Source organism: Phenylobacterium conjunctum, assembly GCF_042679085.1.
GTDB lineage: Bacteria > Pseudomonadota > Alphaproteobacteria > Caulobacterales > Caulobacteraceae > Phenylobacterium > Phenylobacterium conjunctum.
Genome location: NZ_JBHTLQ010000033.1, coordinates 1 through 23,030 on the forward strand (window position 1 = coordinate 1; position 23,030 = coordinate 23,030).

27 protein-coding genes and 1 tRNA gene are annotated in these 23,030 nt (G+C 69.3%); 13 read left to right on the top strand and 15 right to left on the bottom strand.

Annotation, left to right across the window (positions count from 1 at the left end; genetic code table 11):
- Positions 1 to 133 precede the first annotated feature (133 nt).
- The 3 genes from ACFQ27_RS14005 to ACFQ27_RS14015 are packed head-to-tail and all read left to right on the top strand — an operon-like array spanning position 134 to position 2,575.
- Positions 134 to 610: a chemotaxis protein CheW gene (locus tag ACFQ27_RS14005; protein ID WP_374344120.1), complete on the top strand. Its 477-nt coding sequence runs from the start codon at positions 134 to 136 to the stop codon at positions 608 to 610.
- Between the two features lie 17 nt (positions 611 to 627).
- Complete coding sequence (locus tag ACFQ27_RS14010; RefSeq protein ID WP_377354022.1) at positions 628 to 1,476, top strand: CheR family methyltransferase; 849 nt, start codon at positions 628 to 630, stop codon at positions 1,474 to 1,476.
- Between the two features lie 4 nt (positions 1,477 to 1,480).
- A complete protein-coding gene (locus ACFQ27_RS14015; RefSeq protein ID WP_374344124.1) occupies positions 1,481 to 2,575 on the top strand; it encodes a protein-glutamate methylesterase/protein-glutamine glutaminase in 1,095 nt (364 codons plus the stop codon).
- Between the two features lie 9 nt (positions 2,576 to 2,584).
- Here the strand turns inward: ACFQ27_RS14015 and ACFQ27_RS14020 are convergent, their stop codons facing one another.
- From ACFQ27_RS14020 to ACFQ27_RS14035, 4 genes are all read right to left on the bottom strand, one after another.
- The gene (locus ACFQ27_RS14020) at positions 2,585 to 4,324 is read right to left on the bottom strand and encodes a hypothetical protein (protein WP_377354023.1); all 1,740 of its coding nucleotides are present in this window, start codon (positions 4,322 to 4,324) and stop codon (positions 2,585 to 2,587) included.
- Positions 4,325 to 4,498: 174 nt separating this feature from the next.
- Positions 4,499 to 4,573: transfer RNA gene (locus ACFQ27_RS14025), tRNA-Gly, on the bottom strand.
- A 119-nt stretch (positions 4,574 to 4,692) separates the two neighbouring features.
- Positions 4,693 to 5,229: a GNAT family N-acetyltransferase gene (locus ACFQ27_RS14030; RefSeq protein WP_377354024.1), complete on the bottom strand. Its 537-nt coding sequence runs from the start codon at positions 5,227 to 5,229 to the stop codon at positions 4,693 to 4,695.
- Positions 5,229 to 5,969 (bottom strand): DUF6065 family protein, encoded by a 741-nt coding sequence (locus tag ACFQ27_RS14035; RefSeq protein WP_374344130.1) that lies wholly within the window; start codon positions 5,967 to 5,969, stop codon positions 5,229 to 5,231. Before ACFQ27_RS14035 ends, ACFQ27_RS14030 begins: the two co-directional genes overlap by 1 nt.
- 82 nt (positions 5,970 to 6,051) lie before the next feature.
- Here ACFQ27_RS14035 and ACFQ27_RS14040 point away from each other — a divergent pair, with 82 nt between their 5' ends.
- The 4 genes from ACFQ27_RS14040 (at position 6,052) to ACFQ27_RS14055 (ending at position 8,440) form a co-directional block, all read left to right on the top strand.
- Positions 6,052 to 6,561 (top strand): prolyl-tRNA synthetase associated domain-containing protein, encoded by a 510-nt coding sequence (locus ACFQ27_RS14040; RefSeq protein ID WP_377354025.1) that lies wholly within the window; start codon positions 6,052 to 6,054, stop codon positions 6,559 to 6,561.
- A gap of 91 nt (positions 6,562 to 6,652) precedes the next feature.
- Positions 6,653 to 7,552, top strand: a complete 900-nt coding sequence (locus ACFQ27_RS14045; protein WP_377354026.1) for a tetratricopeptide repeat protein — start codon at positions 6,653 to 6,655, stop codon at positions 7,550 to 7,552.
- Between the two features lie 17 nt (positions 7,553 to 7,569).
- Complete coding sequence (locus tag ACFQ27_RS14050; RefSeq protein ID WP_374344136.1) at positions 7,570 to 8,229, top strand: LON peptidase substrate-binding domain-containing protein; 660 nt, start codon at positions 7,570 to 7,572, stop codon at positions 8,227 to 8,229.
- A 10-nt stretch (positions 8,230 to 8,239) separates the two neighbouring features.
- Positions 8,240 to 8,440, top strand: a complete 201-nt coding sequence (locus ACFQ27_RS14055; protein ID WP_374344139.1) for a Trm112 family protein — start codon at positions 8,240 to 8,242, stop codon at positions 8,438 to 8,440.
- A 6-nt stretch (positions 8,441 to 8,446) separates the two neighbouring features.
- Here ACFQ27_RS14055 and ACFQ27_RS14060 read toward each other — a convergent pair whose 3' ends face one another.
- The 8 genes from ACFQ27_RS14060 to ACFQ27_RS14095 all read right to left on the bottom strand — a co-directional run bounded on the left by ACFQ27_RS14060 (position 8,447) and on the right by ACFQ27_RS14095 (position 14,299).
- Positions 8,447 to 8,869, bottom strand: a complete 423-nt coding sequence (locus ACFQ27_RS14060) for a type II toxin-antitoxin system VapC family toxin (RefSeq protein WP_374344141.1) — start codon at positions 8,867 to 8,869, stop codon at positions 8,447 to 8,449.
- The gene (locus ACFQ27_RS14065) at positions 8,866 to 9,120 is read right to left on the bottom strand and encodes a FitA-like ribbon-helix-helix domain-containing protein (protein ID WP_374344143.1); all 255 of its coding nucleotides are present in this window, start codon (positions 9,118 to 9,120) and stop codon (positions 8,866 to 8,868) included. The genes ACFQ27_RS14060 and ACFQ27_RS14065 overlap by 4 nt, the downstream gene beginning before the upstream one ends.
- A 55-nt stretch (positions 9,121 to 9,175) precedes the next feature.
- Entirely contained in the window at positions 9,176 to 10,423 is a 1,248-nt protein-coding gene (locus tag ACFQ27_RS14070; protein WP_377354027.1) for a UbiH/UbiF/VisC/COQ6 family ubiquinone biosynthesis hydroxylase, read from the bottom strand.
- Between the two features lie 64 nt (positions 10,424 to 10,487).
- The gene (locus ACFQ27_RS14075; protein ID WP_374344147.1) at positions 10,488 to 11,300 is read right to left on the bottom strand and encodes an enoyl-ACP reductase FabI; all 813 of its coding nucleotides are present in this window, start codon (positions 11,298 to 11,300) and stop codon (positions 10,488 to 10,490) included.
- 64 nt (positions 11,301 to 11,364) lie between these two features.
- A complete protein-coding gene (locus ACFQ27_RS14080) occupies positions 11,365 to 11,802 on the bottom strand; it encodes a GNAT family N-acetyltransferase (RefSeq protein WP_374344149.1) in 438 nt (145 codons plus the stop codon).
- 148 nt (positions 11,803 to 11,950) lie between these two features.
- On the bottom strand, positions 11,951 to 13,162 hold the full coding sequence (fabB, locus tag ACFQ27_RS14085) for a beta-ketoacyl-ACP synthase I (RefSeq protein WP_377354028.1): 1,212 nt from the start codon (positions 13,160 to 13,162) through the stop codon (positions 11,951 to 11,953).
- 21 nt (positions 13,163 to 13,183) lie between these two features.
- The gene (fabA, locus tag ACFQ27_RS14090; RefSeq protein ID WP_374344153.1) at positions 13,184 to 13,702 is read right to left on the bottom strand and encodes a 3-hydroxyacyl-[acyl-carrier-protein] dehydratase FabA; all 519 of its coding nucleotides are present in this window, start codon (positions 13,700 to 13,702) and stop codon (positions 13,184 to 13,186) included.
- A 111-nt stretch (positions 13,703 to 13,813) separates the two neighbouring features.
- On the bottom strand, positions 13,814 to 14,299 hold the full coding sequence (locus tag ACFQ27_RS14095; RefSeq protein WP_374344156.1) for an SH3 domain-containing protein: 486 nt from the start codon (positions 14,297 to 14,299) through the stop codon (positions 13,814 to 13,816).
- A 134-nt stretch (positions 14,300 to 14,433) separates the two neighbouring features.
- On the opposite strand from ACFQ27_RS14095, the gene ACFQ27_RS14100 reads away from it, so the two are divergent.
- Positions 14,434 to 15,420, top strand: a complete 987-nt coding sequence (locus ACFQ27_RS14100; protein ID WP_374344158.1) for a 2-hydroxyacid dehydrogenase — start codon at positions 14,434 to 14,436, stop codon at positions 15,418 to 15,420.
- A 65-nt stretch (positions 15,421 to 15,485) separates the two neighbouring features.
- Here the strand turns inward: ACFQ27_RS14100 and ACFQ27_RS14105 are convergent, their stop codons facing one another.
- Entirely contained in the window at positions 15,486 to 16,259 is a 774-nt protein-coding gene (locus ACFQ27_RS14105; RefSeq protein ID WP_377354030.1) for a HesA/MoeB/ThiF family protein, read from the bottom strand.
- A gap of 40 nt (positions 16,260 to 16,299) precedes the next feature.
- Here ACFQ27_RS14105 and hslV point away from each other — a divergent pair, with 40 nt between their 5' ends.
- The 3 genes from hslV (at position 16,300) to hslU (ending at position 19,047) form a co-directional block, all read left to right on the top strand.
- Positions 16,300 to 16,851 carry an ATP-dependent protease subunit HslV gene (gene hslV, locus ACFQ27_RS14110; protein WP_377354054.1) on the top strand — a complete coding sequence of 184 codons (552 nt, stop codon included), beginning with the start codon at positions 16,300 to 16,302 and terminating at the stop codon, positions 16,849 to 16,851.
- Entirely contained in the window at positions 16,838 to 17,677 is an 840-nt protein-coding gene (locus ACFQ27_RS14115) for a nuclear transport factor 2 family protein (protein ID WP_377354031.1), read from the top strand. Before hslV ends, ACFQ27_RS14115 begins: the two co-directional genes overlap by 14 nt.
- Positions 17,678 to 17,739: 62 nt before the next feature.
- Positions 17,740 to 19,047, top strand: a complete 1,308-nt coding sequence (hslU, locus tag ACFQ27_RS14120) for an ATP-dependent protease ATPase subunit HslU (protein ID WP_374344164.1) — start codon at positions 17,740 to 17,742, stop codon at positions 19,045 to 19,047.
- A 36-nt stretch (positions 19,048 to 19,083) separates the two neighbouring features.
- Here hslU and ACFQ27_RS14125 read toward each other — a convergent pair whose 3' ends face one another.
- Positions 19,084 to 19,560, bottom strand: a complete 477-nt coding sequence (locus ACFQ27_RS14125) for a DUF2244 domain-containing protein (RefSeq protein ID WP_374344166.1) — start codon at positions 19,558 to 19,560, stop codon at positions 19,084 to 19,086.
- A 127-nt stretch (positions 19,561 to 19,687) separates the two neighbouring features.
- On the opposite strand from ACFQ27_RS14125, the gene ACFQ27_RS14130 reads away from it, so the two are divergent.
- The gene (locus ACFQ27_RS14130) at positions 19,688 to 21,385 is read left to right on the top strand and encodes an ATP-binding response regulator (protein ID WP_377354032.1); all 1,698 of its coding nucleotides are present in this window, start codon (positions 19,688 to 19,690) and stop codon (positions 21,383 to 21,385) included.
- A gap of 32 nt (positions 21,386 to 21,417) precedes the next feature.
- Entirely contained in the window at positions 21,418 to 22,146 is a 729-nt protein-coding gene (nth, locus tag ACFQ27_RS14135; protein ID WP_377354033.1) for an endonuclease III, read from the top strand.
- Here nth and ACFQ27_RS14140 read toward each other — a convergent pair.
- Positions 22,103 to 22,906, bottom strand: a complete 804-nt coding sequence (locus tag ACFQ27_RS14140) for a peptidylprolyl isomerase (protein ID WP_377354035.1) — start codon at positions 22,904 to 22,906, stop codon at positions 22,103 to 22,105. The two genes, nth and ACFQ27_RS14140, sit on opposite strands and share 44 nt — an antisense overlap.
- Positions 22,907 to 23,030 lie beyond the last annotated feature (124 nt).

Here is a 23,030-nt window from a genome sequence, read left to right on the forward strand (position 1 = left end):
CCCCGCCCGCCGCCAGGCCCGCCCCCGCCCGCAGCCCGGTCAAGGCCCAGCAGGCCCGGGTCCAGGGCTTCGCCCTCGACCTGGCCCAGGGCGGCCCGGATGCAGACGACGCCGAATTCCGGGAGTACGCCTGATGTCTGCGCGGACCGGTGAGATCCAATTCGTCACCCTGGGCCTGGGCGCCGAGGTGTTCGCCGTACCGGTGGAGTACGTCCGGGAGATCCTGGACTACACCCCGCCGTCGGCCCTGCCTGAGGGGCCGGCCTACCTGCTCGGCCTGACCGACGTCCGGGGGCGGGCGACGCCCACCCTGGACCTGAGGCTCAAGCTGGGCCTGGCGGCGGTTCCGCCGACCCTGGCGACCCGGATCCTGGTGCTGGACGTGCCCGTCGAGGGCCGTCAGCTGGCCCTGGGCCTGGTCGCCGACCGGGTGATCGAGGTCGCCGCCTTCACCCCCGACGAGATCGAGCCGGCGCCCGATATCGGCGTGCGCTGGCGCTCCGACTACATGCGCGGCGTGGTGCGGCGGGACACCGACTTCGTGGTGCTGTTCGACCTTCCCCGCCTGCTCACCAGCCAGGACGCCGCCGTCCTCGACGCCGCAGCCTGATCGCGTAACGGACACCCATGGAAGCCGCTCTCGCCGCCCCGCCCCCGGACCAGCTCAGCAGCAAGAACTTCAACCGCCTGGCGGAGCTCATCCAGAGCTACAGCGGCATCAAGATGCCCGGCAACAAGCGCACCATGCTGGAGGGGCGTCTGCGCCGCCGCATGCGGGTGACCGGCGTCCCGACCCTGAACGGCTATTGCGACTACCTGTTCGAGGAGGGCGGGCTCGACACCGAGATCGTCCACCTGATCGACGCGGTCACCACCAACAAGACCGAGTTCTTCCGCGAGCCGGCGCACTTCAAGTTCCTGCAGGAGCGGGCCCTGCCGGAGCTGGCGCGCAGCGGGCGGCGCACCATCAAGGCCTGGAGCGCGGCCTGCTCCATCGGCGCCGAGCCCTACACCCTGGCCATGGTGCTGGAGGAGCATGTGCGCCAGGCCGGGCGCCAGGACTACAGCATCCTGTGCACCGACCTCTGCACCCAGGTCCTGGCCCAGGCGGTGGCCGGCGTCTACGCCGAGCCGATGATCGAGCCGGTCAGCCCTGACCTGCGCCGCCGCTATGTGATGCGGGCCAAGGATCCGCGCCGCGGCGAGGTGCGGATCGTGCCGCACCTGCGCTCCAAGCTCAGCTTCGCGCGGCTCAACCTGATGGACGAGGCCTATCCGGTCGACGGCGAGATGGACCTGATCTTCTGCCGCAACATCCTGATCTATTTCGACAAGCAGACCCAATCGAAGGTTCTGAAGCGGCTGTGCGCCCACCTGCGGCCCGGCGGCCATCTGTTCCTGGGCCATTCCGAGTCGATCGTCGGCATCGACCTGCCGGTGACCCAGATCGCCAACACTGTCTTCCAGAAGGGGTAAGGCCGTGGCCGCGCGCAAGATCCGCGTCCTGATCGTTGATGACTCCGCCACCGTGCGGCAGACCCTGGCCTCGATCCTGGAGAGCGACCCGGCCATCGAGGTGCTGGGCGTGGCCTCCGACCCCTATGTCGCCGCCCGCCGCATCGCCGAGGAAGTGCCCGACGTCATCACCTTGGACGTCGAGATGCCCCGCATGGACGGCATCACCTTCCTGAGGAAGCTGATGTCCCAGCGGCCGATCCCGGTGGTGATGTGCTCGTCCCTGACCGAATCCGGCTCCGAGACCCTGATGCAGGCCCTGGAAGCCGGGGCGGTGGATGTCATCCTCAAGCCGAAGATGGGCGTCGCCGAGGCCCTGGCCGAACAGAGCATCCGCATCTGTGACGCGGTGAAGGCCGCCGCCGGCGCGCGTGTGCGCGGCCCCAGGGTCCCTGGCGCGCCGCGTCCGGTCATGGCCCGCGAGCCGGAGAAGAAGCTCACCGCCGACGCCATGCTGGCGGCCCCCAGCGGCCGGGCCATGGCGCGGACGACGGAAAGCATCGTCTGCATCGGCGCCTCCACCGGCGGCACCGAGTCCCTGCGCGAAGTGCTGGAGGCCCTGCCGGCCAATTCGCCGGGGGTGGTGATCGTCCAGCACATGCCCGAGAAGTTCACCGCCTCCTTCGCCGCGCGCCTGAACAGCCTGTGCGAGGTGGACGTCAAGGAGGCCGAGAACGGCGACGCCATCCTGCGCGGCCGGGTGCTGATCGCGCCGGGCAACCTGCACACCATGATCGAGCGCTCGGGCGCCAACTATCGCGTCTCGGTGAAGCCCGGACCCCTGGTTTCGCGGCACCGGCCGTCGGTGGATGTCCTGTTCCGCTCGGCCGCCATCTGGGCGGGGTCGAACGCCGTCGGCGTCATCATGACCGGCATGGGCGACGACGGCGCCCGCGGCATGGCTGAGATGAAGGAGGCCGGCGCGCGCACCATCGCCCAGGACGAGGCGACCAGCGTGGTGTTCGGCATGCCCAAGGAAGCGATCGCCCGCGGCTGCGTCGACCGCATCGTGCCGCTGCACGCCATCGCCCAGGAAATCCTGCGCGCCGCCGCGCGCTGACCCTACCCTTTAGAACAGGACGTCGTCGTCGCTCTGGGCGGCGTCTGGCGCCATGGCCGCGGCCAGGTCGAGCCCCTGGGTCATTCGACGGTGGGTCTCGCGCTCCTGGGCCATGGTGTAGGTCCGGGCGATCCCGTCCAGCAGGGTCGCCAGCGGGGTGGAGATGTCGTCGGTCCAGGGGGCTTCGTCGCCGGCCTGGCTCGCCAGGGTCTGCGCCGCCTCGTCCATGACCGCAGCGATCTCGCGCTGGAAGGCCAGGCGTGAGGTGGCCCGGCGCAGGCCTTCCACCACCGCCTCGCCCTGGCGCGCCAGACCCTGAAGGTCGGCCTCCACGGACTGCCCCACGTCGCGCAGGCGTTCGGCCGCGCCGGACAGGGCGTCGCCCGCCTGGATCTCGTTAGCGGGGTCCTCGCGAACCGCGCCCCCCATCTTGCCGGCCTCCTGGGCCAGCACGCCGAGGGCGTCCAGGGCCTCCTGGGCCGAGGTCTCCAGGTGTCCGGCCTGGTTGCGGAGCTCGATGGCGATCACCGCCAGCGGCTTGCCGACATCGCCCATCCGGCTGCACTTCAGCGTGGTGTTCAGGGCCATCTGCTGGACGTCGGTCTTGATCGCCTGCAGGCCCGCGATCTGGGCCGTCAGGCCGGCCACGGCCTGGGCCGCGGCGCCGCCGACCCGCCCGGCGGTCGCATCGGCCGCCTCAACCTCGGCCACCAGGTCCAGCGCCTGGGCCACATGGCCTTCCATCTGGCGCAGGAAACCGCCGCCGTCCGAATCCGCCTGGCCGAAAGCCAGTTCGCGCAGGCGCAGGATCTCGGAGGCGTCGGCGGCGATGCCGGCCATGTTCTCGCCGATCCGGGTCACATCGCGGCTGAAGTCAGCGCTGGCGTCGCGCAGCTGTTCGGCCAGCAGGCCGTGGATGAAGGCTTCCAGGCGGGCGCGCGGCTCGGGCTTCAGGTCCGGAACCTGGGCCAGGGCGTCCAGGGCCTGTTCCACATGCTCGATCCGCTGGCGGGCGATGTCGCCGGCCTGCAGGGCGCCCAGCGCCTGGCCGACCTTCTTGTGGACGGCTCGCGCCAGGGCGGCCACCTCGGCGGCGGCGCGCGACACCTGGGCGTGATGCTCGACCAGGTCGGCGGCGCTGGCCGACAGGCCGTCTGGCACGGCGGGCACCAGGGCGCTGCAGCGATCGGCCAGGCCCTGCTCGTGACTGAACGCCGTCTTCAGCTCGCCCGAAAGCAGCCTCAGGTCGCGGTCGAAATCGTTGAGCTGGTTGCGGCCCAGCTCGATACAGTCGCAGATCTCCTGGGCGAACAGCCCGAACTCGGTGGTCGCATCGGCGACGCCGCCGGCGGTGATCTTGATGTTGATGGCGAAGACCCGCAGGTAGGCCAGGTTCCGCTTCATGTCGTCGATGCAGCCGGCCAGCCGCCCGCCCATGGCGTTCAGCCGCTCCACCGCGCCGCGCCGGGTCTCATGGCGCAGGGGCAGGGCGCGTAACCGATCCGCCGCGGCCGTCAGCTCGCCGGTGGTGGCGCTCACCGTCGCCGGGTCCAGCGCCCCGGTCAGGTGATCCAGGGAGGCGATCAGCTTGCCCACACCCTCCACCGCCTGGCCCAGCACCTCGCCGGCCTCCAGGAACCGGCCCTCCACAGTGCGGCGCGCGGCCTCCAGCCGCCGGCGAACCGGCGAGCCTGCGGCGTGGTCGGCCGGGGAGAGGGACTTGGCGGTGTTGAACAAGGGCGCTTTCACTCCGTGACGCTCGACCTTCGCGCGAACATCCGAAGCGCGCGTAAAGGCGGCCTGCGACAAGCTGTCCCCAAGGCCTGACGCCATCCTGGCGCCCCGCGCTGAAGTCCAAGTTAAGAGCCTGGGCGAAAACAAAAACGCCGGCCCTTCGGCCGGCGTCTTCGTGGGTCTCGAAACTGGAGCGGGCGAGGCGATTCGAACGCCCGACCCCAACCTTGGCAAGGTTGTGCTCTACCCCTGAGCTACGCCCGCATTCCATGGAGAAGACCGTTTGGCCGCCCCCGAATTTCGAGAGGCCGGCTTATGGCAGAGGGTCCGCGGCTTTGCAAGCGGGTCTGCGCAGGAAAATCGACTCATTCTTGCGACGGCCTTCAGACCCCCCGCGCGGTCCAGGTTTCGCAGCTCTGGCCATAGATCAGGGTCTCGTGCCCGTTGAGCGGCGGCGGCAGGCGGGTGGTCCGCAGGTGGCGTGAACCCAGCCGCTCCGCCGTGGCGATGGAGGCGGTGTTGTCCGGGTGGATGCAGTGGATCACCTCGGTCCAGCCCAGGGTCTCGAAGGCCCAGCTGATGGCCGCGCGCGAGGCCTCTGTCGCATAGCCCTTGCCCATGGCCGCGGGCGTGAGCGCCCAGCCAACCTCGGTCCCCGGCCAGGCTTCCGGCGACCAGCAGCCGGCGCGGCCGACACAGGCGCCGGTCTCCCGCTCCAGGATCGAGAACAGGCCAAAGCCCTTCAGGTCCCAGTGGCCGCGCATCAGGGCCAGGACCCGCCAGGCCTCGGGCCGCGACATCGGCCCGCCGATGAACCGCGCCCCCTCGTGGCCCAGCATCTCGGCCCAGGCGTCCAGGTCGGACTGTTCCGGCGCGCGGAGCACCAGGCGCTTGGTCTCGAGCCGGGGCAGGGCGCCCATCAGCGGAACCGCGGGGTCTTCAGGCGGCGCTTGTTGACGTGGTCCTTGGGCGCTTCGCCGGACTCCTCGGGGAACTCGCCGCGGAAATAGAAGCGCTGCCAGGCTTCCTTGGTGGCGTCGGGATCGGCCTGGAAGATCTTCTTGTTGAACTCCGAGCGGTGCTTTTCCCACATGTCGTACTGGTCCCGCAGCTCGGGATTGGACGTCATGGACCGGATCACCGGCTGGATCTCGTCCAGCTCGCGGTCCTTGGTCAGGGTGATGAAGCAGAAGGGCTCGCCCTTCTCGAACCGCACCTTGCCCGGCCGGGTGAAGATCCAGTTCATCGTGAAGGGGAAGGGCAGCCAGTCGGTCTCGACCAGGCCGGCCAGGGGCTGGATCCCGTCCTTCACATGGTTGGGCGGACCCTGGACCATCATCGACCAGCCGGGCGGTGTGCGGAACAGGTAGCCGGGATGGAAGGTCATGACCCCATGGCTGAAGTGCGATTTCACGAGGTCATGAAAGTCCGGGTTGGGCCGGTCGGGGGTGAGCTTGATGTCTTCCTGCATCACCCCGCCATTCCACTCGGCGGTGAAGGCGGTGGGGGTCAGGATTTCCCAGCCGGTGGTGTTGGCCATGGACAAGGGCAGGCACCGGTAGGGATGGCGGGCGATGAAGTTGTCCATCCAGGCGCGGTTCGGCCGTCCCGGCACGATCTCTGGCGGCCTCTGGGCGGTGGGATAGCACTCCAGCTCCATGGCGGGTCCCTTTCAGGCAAGAGGTGAGCTTCTGCTGTAGCGACCGTGGCGCGGTCCCGTCCAGTTCCGCTAAGAGAACGGCATGCTCGACCGCGCCGGACTGATCGCCTTCTTCGACGCCCATGGGGTGGACCATGCGACCACCGACCACGAAGCCGTCTTCCGGGTGGGCGAGGGCGAGGGGATCAAGGACGGCATTCCCGGCGCCCACACCAAGAACCTGTTCCTGAAGGACGCCAAGGGCCGGCTGTGGCTGATCTCGGCCAAGGACGACACGGTGATCGACCTGAAGCGCCTGCACACGGTGATCGGTTCGGCCCGCCTGTCGTTCGGCCCCGCCGAGCTGATGGTGGAGACCCTGGGCGTGACCCCCGGCTCTGTCACCGCCTTTGGCCTGGTCAACGACACCGAGGGCCGCGTCACCTTCGTCCTGGACAAGGCCCTGGCCGACGCAGACCGGGTGAATTTCCACCCGCTCACCAACACCGCCACCACCACGGTCAGCCAGGCGGGCCTGCGCCGGTTCCTGGCCGGGTTGGGGCGGACGCCTATCGTGGTGGACTTTCCCACCCTGACGGTCGTCGAAGCCTGAGCATTCCGCCCCGGCATCCGTTGAAGCCGGACGCCAAAGGGACCATTTTAGCGCCCGATACGTTCAGCCTGCGGGCAAGGGAATTCCTCATATGACTCTGATCGGCGAAACCTCGGCGCCGCCGCCGTCCGGCGACCTGATCAAGGACGGGACCGACGCCAGCTTCATGGCCGATGTGGTCGAGGCCTCGAAGACCACCCCGGTAATCGTCGACTTCTGGGCCACTTGGTGCGGCCCGTGCCGCCAGCTTGGCCCCTCGATCGAGAAGGCCGTCCTGGCCGCCAAGGGCAAGGTCAAGCTGGTCAAGATCGACATCGACAAGAACCCGCAGTTCGCGGGCCAGCTTCGCGTCCAGTCGATTCCCGCCGTCTTCGCCTTTGTGGGCGGACGGCCGGTGGACGGCTTCATGGGCGCCCTGCCGGACAGTCAGGTGAAGCAGTTCGTGGACCGCATGGCTGGCCAGGCCCCGGCCGACGCCACCGACGAGCTCCTGGCCATGGCCAAGGAGTCGCTGGACCTCGGCGACTTGGGCGGCGCGGCCCAGGCCTACGCCCAGGTGCTGCAGGCCGATCCGGAGAACATCAAGGCCATCGGCGGCCTGGCCAAGGTCTACCTGCAGGGCGGCGACGCCGACCAGGCGGCCGAGATCGCCGCCATGGCTCCGGCCGACGCCAAGGACCCGGACCTGGAGAGCGTCCGCGCCGCCCTGGCCCTGGCCGACGAGGCCCCGTCGGAGACCGCCGCCTTCGAGGCGCGCCTGGCCCAGGATCCGGATGACCATGAGGCCCGCTTCGAGATCGCCAAGGCCCTGGCCGGGGTCGGGCGCTGGGACGCCGCGGCCGACCACCTGCTGATCATCATCGAGAAGGACCGCGCCTGGAACGATGAAGCGGCGCGCAAGCAACTGCTGACCGTGTTCGAGGCCGCGGGCCCGGCCTCGGACGTCGCCCGCCAGGGACGACGTCGCCTGTCCTCGATCCTGTTCTCGTGAAGCGCGGGGGCCTCGCCATGACCCCCTACCGGCGGCTCGCCGACCTGCCGCAGGTGATCCCGATCTTCCCGTTGGACGGGGCGCTGCTGCTGCCCGGCGGCGAACTGCCCCTGCGCATCTTCGAGCCGCGCTACCTGAACATGATCGATGACGCGATGGCCGGCGACCGGGTCATCGGCATGATCCAGACCCGCACGGGCGGGGAGCGGTCCAGGCCCAACCTCTGCGCCGTGGGCTGCGTCGGGCGGATCACCAGCTTCAACGAGACCGCTGACGGGACCTACCTGATCACCCTGACCGGGGTCTGTCGGTTCGCCGTCAAGGAAGAGCTGCCCGTGCGCACCCCCTATCGCCAAGTGCGGGCCGGGTTCGAGCCCTTCGAGGCCGACCTGGACGACGGCGAGGAGGCGGTGGAGGCCTTTGACCGCAAGCGCTTCGCCAAGGCGCTGAAGGCCTATCTGAACCGCCGTGAACTGGACATCGACTGGGAGACCGCCGAGGGCGCGCCCCTGGAGAGCCTGGTCAACAGCCTGTCCATGGGCCTGCCCTTCGCGGCGCAGGAGAAGCAGGCGCTGCTCGAAGCCGAGAGCCTGGCCGCCCGTTGCGAGGCCCTGACCACCCTCCTGGAGATCGACGCCCTCGAGGACGGCGGTGACGAACCGCACAGCATGCAGTAGGGACATGCCCATGAGCGCCGACACGCCCGCCCTGACCGCCGAGATCGATCCCCGCCTGCTGGAGATCCTGGTCTGCCCCGTGACCCACGGGCCGCTGGACTATGACCGCGCCGCCGGCGAGCTGATCAGCCGCCAGGCCAAGCTCGCCTATCCGATCCGCGACGGCGTGCCGATCATGCTGCCGGAAGAGGCGCGCGAGCTGGAGGCCTGAGCGCCGTCAAGGCGCGGCCGGTCGGTCCCACGGATTGATCAGCTCGATAGGCAATCCAGAGAAATCTCGAACATTGCGCGTCGCGAGCGCCGCGCCGTTAGCTACGGCGATACCGGCGATCATCATGTCGGAAGGGTGGGCTGAGAGCCCCTGGCTTTCCCGTAGCGCCCGGAAGCGGCCAGCTTGAACACCGGCCTCTTGATCCAGCGGTAGGGCTGAAAACAGGTCCGCCAGAACTTCAAACCGACGCATGAGCTCCGAACGTCGGCGGCCGAAGGGGAGCCGCTGGAGCCCATACTCGATTTCCGCGATGGTCACGGCCGTGGTGTTCCAGACCCTGTCGCCGGATGTTGTCAGCCAGGCCTGGAAGTCTTGATGCGGTGACGGCCGCATGAGCTCTGACACAGCATTAGTGTCTAGCAGGATCACTCTGTTGATCCGTCGCCGAACTGTGGCGGCGCCCGGTCCTGATCGCGGCGCGGATGTTCGAGTTCAACGCCATCCTCACCCGAAAACAGTTGTCGCGACATAGCCCAGAGATCCGGTCCGGTCACACCGTTCACCGCGCGCTTCAGAATGGCGCGAACCTCTTCCTCCATCGACCGCCCATGGGTCGCGGCGCGAACGCGCAGACGCGCCTTCACCTCGTCGTCCAAGTTTCTGATGGTGAGCGTCGCCATGTGAGACCTCCTACATCTCACCCATGGTGTGCTGTCATTGCAGTCAATGCAAGCTCTAGAGGCTCTCGCCGCGCAGCAGCCGGGGCAGGTCGCCCATGGCGCCGCCGGCTTCCTGCATGAAGAACTTCCGCGCCGGCGCGATGCGGTTGACCGCCGCCATGCCGACCCCGCGCGCCAGGCGCAGCAAGGGGTTGTCGTTGGAGAACAGGTGGACGAAGGCGTCCATACCCGCCGACAGCATCACAGTGTCGAACCTGCGCCAGCGGGCGTAGCGCTCCAGAACAGCCTCTGAGCCGATATCCTCGCCCAGGCGGGCGGCGTCGGTCAGCACCTCGGCCAGGGCGGCGGCGCCCTTCAGGCCCATGTTCAGCCCCTGGCCGGCGATAGGATGGTTGCCATGGGCGGCGTCGCCCAGCAGGGCCACGCGCGGGGCGTAGAGCCGCTCCGCGAGCTGGAGGCTGAGCGGATAGGAGAAGACCGGCCCCTCGATGGTCACCTGGCCCAGGAAGGGGCCAAAGCGGCGCATCAGGTGGGCGTGGAACACCTCGGGCCGCGCCGCGACCAGGGCCTTGGCGTGGGCCGTGCTCTCGGTCCAGACCAGGCTGGCGCGGTTGTCGGTGAGCGGCAGGATGGCGAAGGGGCCGCCCGGCAGGAAGTATTCGTGCGCCACGCCCTCGTGGGGGCGCTCCATCCGCACCGTGGCGACCACGCCGGTCTGGCGATAGTCCCAGCCGATGGTCCCGATGCCGGCGGCCTCGCGGATCGGCGACACGCGACCCTCGGCGCCGACCACCAGGGGCGCGTTCAGCACCCGGCCGTCGGTCAGGGCGACATGGGCGCCGGCGCTGTCGGTGGTGACGCCGGCCACGCGGGCGGGGGCCAGCACCTGGATGCCGGCCTTGGCCACCCCGGCGGCCAGGCCGGAGCGGGTGCGGCGGTTTTCCAGCATATAGCCCAGGGGCTCGCCGTCGCTACGGTCGGCGATCTCGTCGGAATCGAACCGCAGGAAGAAGGGCAGGGGCTTGCCGGACGCCGCGCCGGGCGTGGTCGCGTCAGTGACCAGGATCTGCTCGATCCGCTGGGCGTGCGGCTCGAAGTGTTCAGCCAGGCCCAGGGCCCGCCAGCCACGGAAGTTCGCATAGGCGATGGCCGAGGCCCGGCCGTCGAAGCTGGGCGCCAGCTGGTCGTCGAACACGACGGGGTCGATGAGGAGGGGCTCGAGCCCCCCCTGCTTCAAGGCCAGGGCCAGGGTGGCGCCGGCCATGCCGGCGCCGGCGATGATCACGTCGGCGTCATTGCTCATGGCCGGGATATGGCGACGAACCCTGGCCGACGTCTAGTCGCTGCGGACCCTTAGGGGCGATAAATCACCCCTCGGAGTCGTCGCCGATACCCATGATGTGGAAGCCCGCGTCCACGTGCACCACCTCGCCGGTGGTGGAGCGGCCGAGATCTGACAGGAGCCACAGGGCGCAGCCGGCGACGCCCTCCATGGAGGTGTCCTCCTTCATGGCCGACATGGCGCGGCCCTGGGCCAGCATGCCGCGACCGCCGGAGATGCCAGCCAGCGACAGGGTGCGCATGGCGCCGGCCGAGATCGCGTTGACCCGAATGCCCTTGGGGCCCAGGTCGCGGGCGGCGTAGCGGGTGGAGGCTTCCAGGGCGGCCTTGGCCACGCCCATGGTGTTGTAGTTCGGGATAGCGCGCTCGGAGCCCATATAGGTCATGCAGATGACCGAGCCGCCGTTGGGCATCAGCTTGGCCGCGCGCCGCGTGCAGTCCACGAAGCTGAAGGCCGAGATGTCCATGGCCCGCAGGAAGCCCTCGCGGGTGGTGTTGTCGACGAAGGAGCCCTTCAGCTCGTCCTTGTTCGCAAAGGCGATGGAGTGGACGAAGAAATCGATGGTCCCCAGGTCCTTCTCGATGGTCGCGAAGGCCGCGTCCATCGAGGCGTCATCGGTCACGTCCACCGCGGCCAGCGACTTCACCCCGATGCTCTCGGCCAGGGGCTGAACCCGGCGCTCCATGCCCGGCAGGTGCAGGAAGGACATCTCGGCGCCCTGGGCGGCCAGTTGGCTCGCGATGCCCCAGGCGATGGACTGGTGGTTGGCGACCCCGGTCACCACGCCCTTCTTGCCCTTCATCAGGTCGCCCTTGGGCATCTGGTATTCGTCGGCCACGCGCATCTCCCTAGACACAGTCCTTTGCCGCTATGTGGACGGGCGCGCGCTTCGACGCAACCGATCAGAGGCGCAGCTGCATCCCCGCATGGCTGTCGACAAAGCCCAGCCGGGCATAGAACCGCTGGGCGTCCTTGCGGCTCTCGTGGGTGAACAGCTCGGCCTTGGAACAGCCGCGAGCCCTGGCCTGATCAAGGGCCCAGGCCATGAAGGCGGCGCCGACGCCCTGGCCGCGCAGGCCTGAATCCACCCGAACCGCCTGGATCAGGGCGAACTTCGCGCCCCGGTTCGACAGCCCCTGGATCACGGTCATTTGCAGGGTCGCGCGGACAGCGCCCTCGATCTCGGCCACCGCCAGCAGGGTGTTGGCGTCGAGGTTTTCGAAGGCCCGTTGATAGTCAGCCAGCGCCTGGGGGGACTCGCGCCCCGCCCCTAGGGCGTCATCGGCCAGCAGGGCGACGATGGCGGGCAGGTCGGCGGCGACGGCGGGGCGGAATCGCATGGGAGACCCCTTGAAGTGTCATCCCGGTTTTCGCGTCAGCGAAGGACCGGGACCCATAGACACCGATGTCCCCGGACAACCCCGCGCGTCTGGGTCCCGGACACGCGCTGCGCGCTTTCCGGGATGACACCCAAGCCCGGCGGGGCGGTCAGACCCGCGACATCACCAGGCAGCCATTGGTGCCGCCGAAGCCGAAGGAGTTGGACATCACCGTCTCGACCTGACGGTCCTCCCGCTTGCGCAGGATCGGCAGGCCCTCGAACTCGGGGTCGAGGTTTTCGATATTGGCGCTCTCGGCCAGGAAGCCGTTGTTGAGCATCAGGAGCGAATAGATCGCCTCCTGCGCCCCGGCCGCGCCCAGGCTGTGGCCGGTCAGGGACTTGGTCGAGGAGATGAAGGGCGCCTTGTCGCCGAACACCTCGCGCACCGCCGCCATTTCCTTGGAATCGCCCACCGGCGTCGAGGTGCCGTGCGGGTTCAGGTAGTCGATGGTGCGGTCGCCCGCGCCCTTCATGGCCAGGCGCATGCAGCGCACGGCGCCCTCGCCCGACGGGGCGACCATGTCGTGGCCATCGGAATTGGCGGCGTAGCCAACGATCTCGCCATAGATCTTGGCCCCGCGGGCCTTGGCGCGCTCATAGTCTTCCAGCACCACGATCCCGGCTCCGCCGGCGATCACGAAGCCGTCGCGGTCCTTGTCATAGGCGCGGCTGGCCACGGCGGGCCGGTCGTTGAAGTTCGAGCTCATGGCGCCCATGGCGTCGAACAGGTTGGACAGGGTCCAGTCCAGCTCTTCCGTGCCGCCGGCGAACACCACGTCCTGCTTGCCCATGGCGATCTGCTCGTAGCCGACGCCGATGCAATGGGCCGAGGTCGCGCAGGCCGAGGAGATGGAGAAGTTCAGGCCGCGGATCTTGAACCAGGTGGCCAGGGTCGCCGACGGGCCCGAGCTCATCGCCTTGGGCACCGCGAACGGGCCGATCCGCTTGGGGCCCTTTTCGCGGGTGATGGCCGCGGCCTCGACAATGGCGCGAGTCGACGGGCCGCCGGAGCCGACGATCAGGCCGGTCATCTCGTTGGAGACCTCCGCCTCGCCCAGGCCGGAATCGGCGATGGCCTGTTCCATGGCGATGTGACCGAAGGCCGTGCCCTGGGCCAGGAAACGGGCGGCGCGGCGATCGACCATGGCTTCCCAGTCGATCTGGGGCGCGGCGTGGACCTGGCAGCGGAAGCCGAGCTCGGCATAGTCCGGGGCTCCGATGATCCCCGACTTGGCTTCCCGCAAGGAAGCCAGCACTTCATTGGAATTGTTGCCGATCGAGGAGACGATCCCGATCCCGGTGACAACGACGCGGCGCATCCTGGCTCCTCCCCCGAAGGCCTAGTTCTTGGCGTAGAGGCCGACGCGAAGGTCTTTGGCCTCGTAGATGACCTTGCCGTCGGCTTCGAGCACCCCGTCCCCGATGCCCATGACCAGCCGGCGCAGAATCACCCGCTTGAGATCGATCTTGTAGACCACTTTCTTGACGTCCGGCGTCACCTCGCCGGTGAACTTGACCTCGCCGACGCCCAGGGCGCGGCCCTTGCCGGGCGCCCCCGACCAGCCGAGGAAGAAGCCGACCAGCTGCCACATGGCGTCCAGGCCCAGGCAGCCGGGCATGACGGGGTCGCCGATGAAGTGGCAATCGAAGAACCAGAGGTCCGGATTGATGTCGAGTTCGGCCTCGACATAGCCCTTGCCGTGCAGGCCGCCGTCATCGTTGATCTTGCTGATGCGGTCGAACATCAGCATCGGCGGGACCGGCAGTTGGGCGTTGCCCGGGCCGAACATCTCGCCGCGGCCGCAGGCCAGCAGCTCCTGGAGGTCGTAGTGGTCCTTAGCCTTGGGCCCGACGGTCATGATGCGCCTTTGTCTTGTCCTTGGACGACGGGCCTAGCAGAGCCGCCGTTCCGGCTCAACGCCGCGATGCCCCCTGCGGCTCCGGGGTGAACAGCCCCGACAGCGGCCTTGTCAGCCGCATTGCGGCTTATCATCCGTGCCCCACAGGGTCTTGGCCGGCGCCCAGGCGCTGATGTTGTCGACCCTGAGCTTGCACCAGCCCTTGTCGTCGCAGCGCACCAGGCCGGCGATCGCCCGGGGACGCAGCATGGCGACCACGTGCGAATCGGTCTTGGGCGACCGGTGCAGGGCCAGGGGTTCGGGCTGGATCAGCATGACATTGCGCCGGCCGTCGACCGTGCGCCGGTGAACCCAGGCCATGCCGTGCTCCGGATCGCAGATTCGCCGCCACTCGGTGTTCTCGGCCACCACCTGCACCGGCAGGCCGCGAGCGCGGTAGACCCAGAGCAGCCGATGGTCGTCGCCGGGGCCGGAGCGGGCGTTCACCTCGTCGAATTTCAGGATCACATATCGGGGCACCGGCAGGCCGGACGGGGTCGGTCGGTCGGCCGCCAGGGCCGCCGGTCCCGCCAGAATCAGCGCCGCCGTCAATTTCACCAGAGTCCACGCACGCCGCATGTGTGCGCTCGCCTCGCCTTGGCCGTTCATGCCCCCTTTGCTAGAGGGTTGGGAAAGAAGGCGCCATAGGGCGCTGATCCCAGGAACGTTGTTTTCAGGTCGCCGAACCGCCCATGCCCGTGCGCAAGCCGAAAGTCATCGTCACCCGAAAGCTCCCTGACGCCGTGGAGACGCGGATGCGCGAGCTCTTCGACACCGAGCTGAACCTCGATGACGCCCCCATGACCAAGGCGGCGTTGATCGACGCGGTCGGCCGTTGCGACGTGCTGGCCCCCACCATCACCGACGAGATCGACGCCGAGGTGATCGCCGCCGCTGGCGAGCGCCTGAAGCTGATCGCCAACTTTGGCGCGGGTGTCGATCACATTGACGTGGCCGCCGCCGCCGCCAAGGGGATCGGGGTCACCAACACGCCCGGCGTGCTGACCGAGGACACGGCCGACCTGACCATGGCCCTGATGATGGCGGTCTCCCGGCGGATCGTCGAAGGCGCCAACCTGACCCAGGCCGGTGGCTTCTCCGGCTGGACCCCCACCTGGATGATGGGCCGCCGCCTCACCGGCAAGCGGCTGGGGATCATCGGCATGGGCCGCATCGGCCAGGCCGTCGCCCGCCGGGCCAAGGCCTTCGGCATGTCCATCCACTATCACAACCGAAAGCCGGTCAGCCCGCGGATCGCCGAGGAGCTGGAGGCGACCTACTGGGAAAGCCTCGACCAGATGCTGGCCCGGATGGACATCATCTCGGTCAACTGCCCGCACACCCCGGCCACCTATCACCTGCTCTCGGCCCGCCGGCTGAAGCTGATGCAGCCCCACGCCATCCTGGTGAACACCGCCCGCGGCGAGATCATCGACGAGGCGGCCCTGGCCGAGCTGCTGGCGGCGAACGCCATCGCCGGCGCCGGCCTGGACGTGTTCGAGTTCGAGCCGGCCATCAATCCCAAGCTCCTGAAGCTGCCCAACGCCGTCCTGCTGCCCCACCTGGGCTCGGCCACCGTCGAGGGCCGCATCGACATGGGCGAAAAGGTGATCATCAACATCAAGACCTGGATGGACGGTCACCGTCCGCCGGACCGGGTCCTGCCGGGGATGCTGTAGCCTTAGAACCCTCGCCCCCTTTGGGGGAGAGGGCGGGGTGAGGGGGCTAGCGCCGCGCCGTCACCCTAACCCCGACCCTCTCCCGCAAGCGGGAGAGGGGGGCACGCGCCACAATCCGGGCATTCCGGATCCGCGCCGACCTTCACCGTGCGTGTCTGGCCCGACAGGCCGTCATAGATCAGCAGCCGGCCCAGCAGGGGTTCGCCCGCGCCGGTGATCAGCTTGATCGCCTCAAGCGCCATCATCGAGCCGATGACCCCGGCCAGGGCGCCGACCACGCCGACCGCCTGGCAGGTCTCGGCGTCCGGCGGGATCTCCGGCACCAGGCAGCGATAGCAGGGCGTTCCGGCGAAGACGCCGACCTGGCCGGTCCAGCGGCCGATGGCCCCGGTGACCAGGGTCTTGCCCTCCGCGACGCAGGCCGCGCTGACCGCGAACCGGGTGGCGAAGTCGTCCGTGCCGTCCAGGACGAGGTCCACGCCCTTCACAAGTTCGCGAGCGTTCTGGCCTGTAACCGCTGTCTGCAGTGGCTCAATGTGCACGTGGGGGTTCAAGCTGAGCAATTGCTCAGCTGCAGAGTCAACCTTCGGGCGACCGATGTGGCCCTCGGTGTAGAGCACCTGTCTTTGCAGGTTCGAGCGGTCGACCTGGTCCGGATCGGCGAGAACGAGCGTGCCGACGCCCGCCGCCGCCAGATAGAGGCTGACCGGCGCGCCGAGCCCGCCGGCGCCCACCACCAGCACGCGGGCGGCCTTCAGTTTCTGCTGGCCGGGACCGCCCACTTCACGCAGCACCAGATGGCGGGCGTAGCGCTCGACCTCGGCGTCGGAGAATTCCATGCGTCTTGACCTTGCCCCGCGCCCTGCTCACATCGGCCCGATGTCACAGACTAGCAATAGCTTCCCCGACTGGCACGGCACCACCATCCTGGCCGTCCGCAAGAACGGCCGCACGGTGATCGCCGGCGACGGTCAGGTGTCCATGGGCCAGACCATCGTCAAGGGCAACGCCCGCAAGGTCCGCCGGCTGGCGGGCGGCAAGGTGCTGGCCGGCTTCGCCGGGGCCACCGCCGACGCCTTCACCCTGATCGAGCGGCTGGAGGCCAAGCTGGAACAGTACCCGGACCAGCTGGCCCGGGCTTGCGTGGATCTCGCCAAGGACTGGCGCACTGACCGCTATCTGCGAAAGCTGGAGGCGATGCTGCTGGTGGCCGACAAGGACCAGATCTTCACCGTCACCGGCGTGGGCGATGTGCTGGAGCCGGAAAGCGGCGTGGCCGCCATCGGCTCGGGCGGCAACTACGCCCTGGCCGCGGGCCTGGCCCTGATGGACACCGGCCTCGAGGCCGAGGCCCTGGCCCGCAAAGCCATGGCCATCGCCGCCCGCATCTGCGTCTACACCAATGGCGAGCTGACAGTTGAGAGCCTTTAGGCCCCTTGCCGCCCTGCTGGCGGTCCTGGCCACGCCTGCGCTGGCCAAGCCCGCCGCCGACCCGGCCCAGGTGGTCGCCGCCGAGCGGGCCTTTGCGGCCGACGGCCTGGCCTTGGGGATCAAGCAGAGCTTCCTGAAGTGGTCGGCCCCCGAGGCGATCCTGTTCGCGCCGGACCCGGTGAAGGCCCAAGACCTCTATGGATCGCGCCCGGACAAGGCCAATCCGCCCCTGGTCTGGTGGCCGGTGTTCGCCGGGATCTCGCGGGGCGGGGACCTGGGCTTCACCACTGGCCCGGCGACCTTCGACGGCAAGCCGAGCGGCTGGTACTTCACGGTCTGGGCCCGCCAGGCCGACGGCGGCTGGAAGTGGGTCTATGACGGCGGGGTTCCCGCCGCCCACGGCGATGCGCCGCCTCAAGGCTCGGCCCCGGTCCTGCTTGCGCCCGCCACCGGCCCCTCGTCCTATCCCGAAGGCGCCATTTCAGCCGTGAAGGCCGCCGAGGCCAGGCTGGCGGCCAAGGCCCGGACGGACGTGGTCGCCGCCTACAAGACCGCCCTGTTGCCGCAGGCGCACGTGATGGGCTCGGACCAGCCGCCCGCCGCAACGCCCCAAGCCGTCGCCGCCGAACTGGCCCGACGGCCCAAGGCCATCCGGTTTTCGCCGCTGGGCGGGTCCGTCGCGGTGCTGGGCGACCTCGCCTGGACCTATGGCGACGCGGCCTGGGAGGGCGGGCGCGGTCACTATGTCCGCATCTGGCGCCACGACCGCGACGGCTGGCGCATCGCCTTCGACGAGATCCTTGAAGCCCCGCCGCCCAAGGCCTGAAACTCAAATCCCGGCGGGCGAGGACTCTTGATTTCGCCGCGCCGCCCTATCTATCGGGCGTCATGACCGAATTCTCTCCGCGCGAAATCGTCTCCGAACTCGACCGCTACATCGTCGGTCACCCCGAGGCCAAGAAGGCCGTCGCCGTGGCCCTGCGCAACCGCTGGCGCCGCCGCCGGGTCGAGCCCGGCCTGCGCGATGAGGTGACGCCGAAGAACATCCTGCTGATCGGCCCGACCGGCGTCGGCAAGACCGAGATCGCCCGCCGCCTGGCGCGCCTGGCCCAGGCCCCCTTCCTGAAGGTCGAGGCCACCAAGTTCACCGAGGTCGGCTATGTGGGCCGCGACGTGGACCAGATCGTGCGTGACCTAGTGGAAAGCGCCATCGCAATGGTCCGCGACAAGCGGCGTGCGGGCGTGAAGGCCAAGGCTGAGGCCGCGGCTGAGGAACGCATCCTCGACGCCCTGACCGGCCCCGGCTCCACCGCCGCCCGCGAGGCCTTCCGCAAGAAGCTGCGGGCCGGCGAGCTGGACGACAAGGAGGTGGAGCTGACCCTGGCCGACACCGGCAATGGCGGCATGCCCATGTTCGACATCCCCGGCCAGCCGGGCGCCCAGATGGGCATGCTCAATCTGTCGGAGATGATGGGCAAGGCCTTCGGCGGGCGCACCAAGACCCACAAGACCACCGTCGCCGGCGCCTGGGCGCCGCTGATCGCTGAGGAAAGCGACAAGCTGGTGGACCAGGAAGCCCTGACCCAGGAAGCCCTGGAGCTGGCCGAGAACAATGGCATCGTCTTCCTGGACGAGATCGACAAGGTCGCCTCGAACCGCGAGCGCTCCGGCGCCGATGTGTCCCGCGAAGGCGTGCAGCGCGACCTGCTGCCCCTGATCGAAGGGACCACGGTCTCGACCAAGTACGGTCCGGTGAAGACCGACCACATCCTGTTCATCGCCTCGGGCGCCTTCCACGTCGCTAAGCCCTCGGACCTGTTGCCGGAGCTTCAGGGCCGCCTGCCGATCCGGGTGGAGCTGAAGGCCCTGACCCGTGACGACTTCCGCCGCATCCTGACCGAGCCGGAAGCCAACCTGATCCGCCAGCACCAGGCCCTGCTGGCCACCGAAGGCGTGACCCTGACCTTCACCGACGCCGCCATCGACGCTCTGGCCGACGCTGCGGTGACCGTGAACGGCTCGGTGGAGAACATCGGCGCCCGCCGGCTGCAGACCGTGCTGGAGAAGGTGCTGGAGGAGATCAGCTTCCAGGCGTCGGACCGCACGGGTGAAACCATCACCATCGACGCCGAAGAGGTGAAGGCCAAGGTGGGCGGCCTGGCCCAGGACGCCGATCTCAGCCGGTACATCCTCTAAGCCCCCTCGCCCCGCGTGCGGGGAGAGGGAAGGCGCTCACCACCTGGCCGAACGCGCCTTGCGGATGGCGTCGTCGAGGGCGCGGGCGAATTCGGCCCGTTCGGTGGGGTTGAGCGCGGCGGCCACCGGCGCGTCCCTGTTGGACAGGGCCAGGCGCACATCGACGGCGCGGTCGTCCTCTTCGGTGCGGACCGACACCCGGGTGAAGGCGGTCGGGCTTTCCCAGACCACCTGGCGCCAGCGGGGCGTCTCGCGGATGACCTGCACCGCCCGGTCGGTGACCAGGACGCGCTCGATCTGCCGGCCCGCGGCGAAGCTGACCATGAAGGCGACGGCGATCGCCAGGACATCGGCGCCCAGGAAGATAGGGATCAGGGTCGCCCCCACCGACAGGAACACCGCCGCAGAGCAGCAGTTCAGGACGGTGATGATGCAGATAAGGATGATGAACCCACGCTCCGAGAGGGAGCGGTTGGGCCGGATTTCCGCGTCCATGAACACCCGATCATCCATGAGCGTCCCATAGCCCAATCCGGGCGTGGCGGAAATCCTGCGGCGCAGCTCGATTTAGGGGTGATGCGCCAATCCGTCGCGGTCGTCGCCAAGGGGGTCTTAAGCACACCCCCCGCAAGCTTGGCCCATGCACGCGCCGAATCCAGTCGCGGACCCCACGACCGACTCCAAGGTCGTGTGGGCGGAAATCTTCCAGGACCGACGCCGCACCCTGGCGTTTCGGGTCATCCTGGTTTTCGTGATCACCTTCGGCTTCGGCCCCTTCGCTGACGCCCGCCTGCTCTATCCCTGGATCGCCATCTATGTCGCCCTGCAGGTGCTGGAACGGGGACTGGGTCCGCGACTGGCGCACCGGGGCGTCGGCGCCGCCCTGTTGTTCGCCAACCATCTGATCTACTGCGCCCCGTCGCTCCTGGTGATCCATGAGTTCGGGCCCTGGGGCGTGGGGCTGGGCGCGGCTCACATCTGCGGCGCCATGACCATGGCGGCCATCAGCGCCCGGCGCTCCCCCCTGGCCTACGCGATGATGGTCCTGCCGTGCATCGGCTATCTCGCGGCCCTGGCCGTCATGGCCTTCCACTATGGCGGCGGGACGGGCGCCGCCGTCATCCTGGGTCTGGCCGTGCCCATGGCCCTGGGCGGCACCACCGCGGCCTGGAAGGCCTCGGCCCGCGCCCTGGAGGCCGAGGCCGTCGCCCGCGCCCAGGCCGAAGCCGCTGACGCCGCGAAATCGGCCTTCATGGCCATGGTCGGCCACGAGCTGCGCACGCCGATCTCGGCCATGCTGGCCGGGGTCGCCGAGGCCCAGAAGGGGCGGGACCCGACTGAGGTCGCCGCCAATCTGCGGCTGATCGATGATGCGGGCCGCATGATGCGCACCCTGCTCAACGACCTGCTGGACTATTCAAAGCTCGAGGCCGGCATGCTGGAGCTGGTCGCCGAGCCGCACGACCTTGGAGCCCTGATCGAGCAGACCGAGGCCTTCTGGGCCGCTGAGGCCCGCGCCAAGGGGCTGGAGTTCCGCATCGAACATGCTGGAGACCTGCCCGGATGGGTGGCCGCCGACGGCGTGCGCCTGCGCCAGATTCTCAGCAACCTGCTCTCCAACGCCTTGAAGTTCACCACCGACGGCGGCGTGACCCTGCGCACTGAGGCGACCAGGATCGAGCTGACCGGGGGCGAGGTGGGCTGGCGGGTGTCCCTGTCGGTGATCGACACCGGTCCAGGCCTCACCGCCCAACAGGCCGAGGGCCTGTTCACCCCCTTCCGCCAGGCCGACGCCGGGGTGGCGCGGACCCACGGCGGCACGGGCCTGGGCCTGGCCATCAGCCGCACCCTGGCCCAGCTTATGGACGGCGACCTGACCCTGAAGACCGCTCCCGGAGAGGGCTGCGTCTTCACCTTCGAGGCCCTGTTCGCGCCGGCTGAGCCGCCGCCCGCCGCCGCCCAGGACGAGCCGCAGCGCGCCGCGGGCCTGCGCATCCTGCTGGCCGACGATCACGAGGTGAACCGGCGGGCCTTCGCCCTGATGCTGGGCCCGATCGCCGAGAAGCTGATCTGCGTGGAGGACGGCGAGGCCGCGGTGGCCGAAACCGGACCCTTCGACCTGGTGCTGCTGGACCTGAACATGCCGCGCATGGGCGGTCTGGAGGCGGCCCAGCATATCGCCGCCCGGCCCGGCGCGCCGCCGATCCTGGCGCTGACCGCCTCCATCGACCCGGCCGACATCGCCGCCTGCCGCGCCGCCGGCATGACTGGCTTCGTCGCCAAGCCGGTGGAGCCGGAGGAGCTCTACGCGGCCATTGAGGCGGCCATGGCCGCCTGAGGCCCCCTTGGCGGGGACCGGCGTTCCGCGCCATGGTCGCCGCCATGGTCAAGTCCGCCCGCAAGCCGGCCCGCCGGCGCCTGAGCCCGGCCGAGAAGGCTCGCATCGAGGAGATCTTCCACCGCTTCCTGTCGGAGGAGGACGATCCCCGGACAGAGCTCAACTATGATAGCCCCTACACCCTGGTGGTCGCCGTCGCCCTCTCGGCCCAGGCCACCGACGTCTCGGTGAACAAGGCCACCGCCAGGCTGTTCGAGGTGGCCCATACGCCCCAGGACATGCTGGCGCTCGGCGAAGAGGGGCTGATCCCCTACATCGCCTCCATCGGCCTCTACAGGACCAAGGCCAAGAACGTCATCGCCGCGGCGAAGATCATCATGGAACAGCACGGCGGCGAGGTTCCCCTGGACCGGGCGGCCCTGCAGGCCCTGCCCGGCGTCGGCCGCAAGACCGCCAGCGTGGTGCTGAACGAACTGCGGATCGAGCCGGCCATCGCCGTCGACACCCACGTCTTCCGGGTCTCGCACCGCCTGAAGCTGGCCTTCGGCAAGACCCCGGACCAGGTGGAGGCCGAGCTGATGGCGGTGGTCCCTGAACCTTACCTGGTGCGCGCCCACCACTGGCTGATCCTGCATGGCCGCTACACCTGCGTGGCCCGGCGGCCCAAGTGCGACCAGTGCCTGATCGCCGACCTCTGCCCGTCGCGCGGGACGGGGGCTAGGGTGCCGGCCGTACCGGAACCTGAACGTCACAGACGCTGAAGTCCGCGCCGTGGGCCTTGCGGGTCTTGGCGACCAGGGCGGCGAAGGCGGGGCCGTTTTCGTTCAGGATCTCCAGGCGCGGCTGTTCGGCGGCCGGAAGGTCGGCGGCCAGGCGGACGCGGATCATCTTGTCGGGGGCGGCGGGCGGCTCGCCCACGGCCATGGCGCGGACCACGTCCAGGCCCTGAACCACCTGACCCCAGACCGTGTAGTCACGGTCGAGGCGACGGCTGGGCCCGCGCATGAAGAAGATCTCGCTGTTGGAGGTGCCCGGATCGGCCTGGCGGCCCATGCCAGCGGTTCCAGGACAATAGGCGCCCCAGGCGCGCAGCTTGCCGTCCGGGCTGCGCTTGGCCTCTTCCGCGCCCACGCCGGCCACCGGGCTCGCGCCCACGAAGCCCTCGACGCCATCGCTGGCCTGGCGGACGGGAGTCAGCGCGCCAGCCGGCAGGCGGAAGCTGAACTCCGGCGCCAGGTCGGGATGCGACGAGGTCCCGCCGTCCTTGTTGTTGGGATTGCCGGTCTGGTCGACGAAGCCGTCGATCACCCGGTGGAACAGCAGGCCGTCATAGACGCCTTCCCGGGCCAGCAGGGTCACCCGCTCCACCGCCTTGGGCGCGAAGTCGGGGCGCATCTCCACCACGATCCGGCCCTTGGTGGTGTCGATCACCAGGGCGTTGGCGGGATCGAGCGGGCGCCAGTCGGGAACCGGCGCGGCGGCTATCAGGGGCAGGGCGAGCAGGGCGGCGGCGATACGCATGCGCCGAGCTTGGCATGAACCTAAAGGAACGTCATGGCCGGGCTTGTCCCGGCCACCCATGAACGCCGCGGGTGGCGTCATTCCGCTGGCAGAACCGCTGCGCTCCAACCCCACGGCTCTGGCG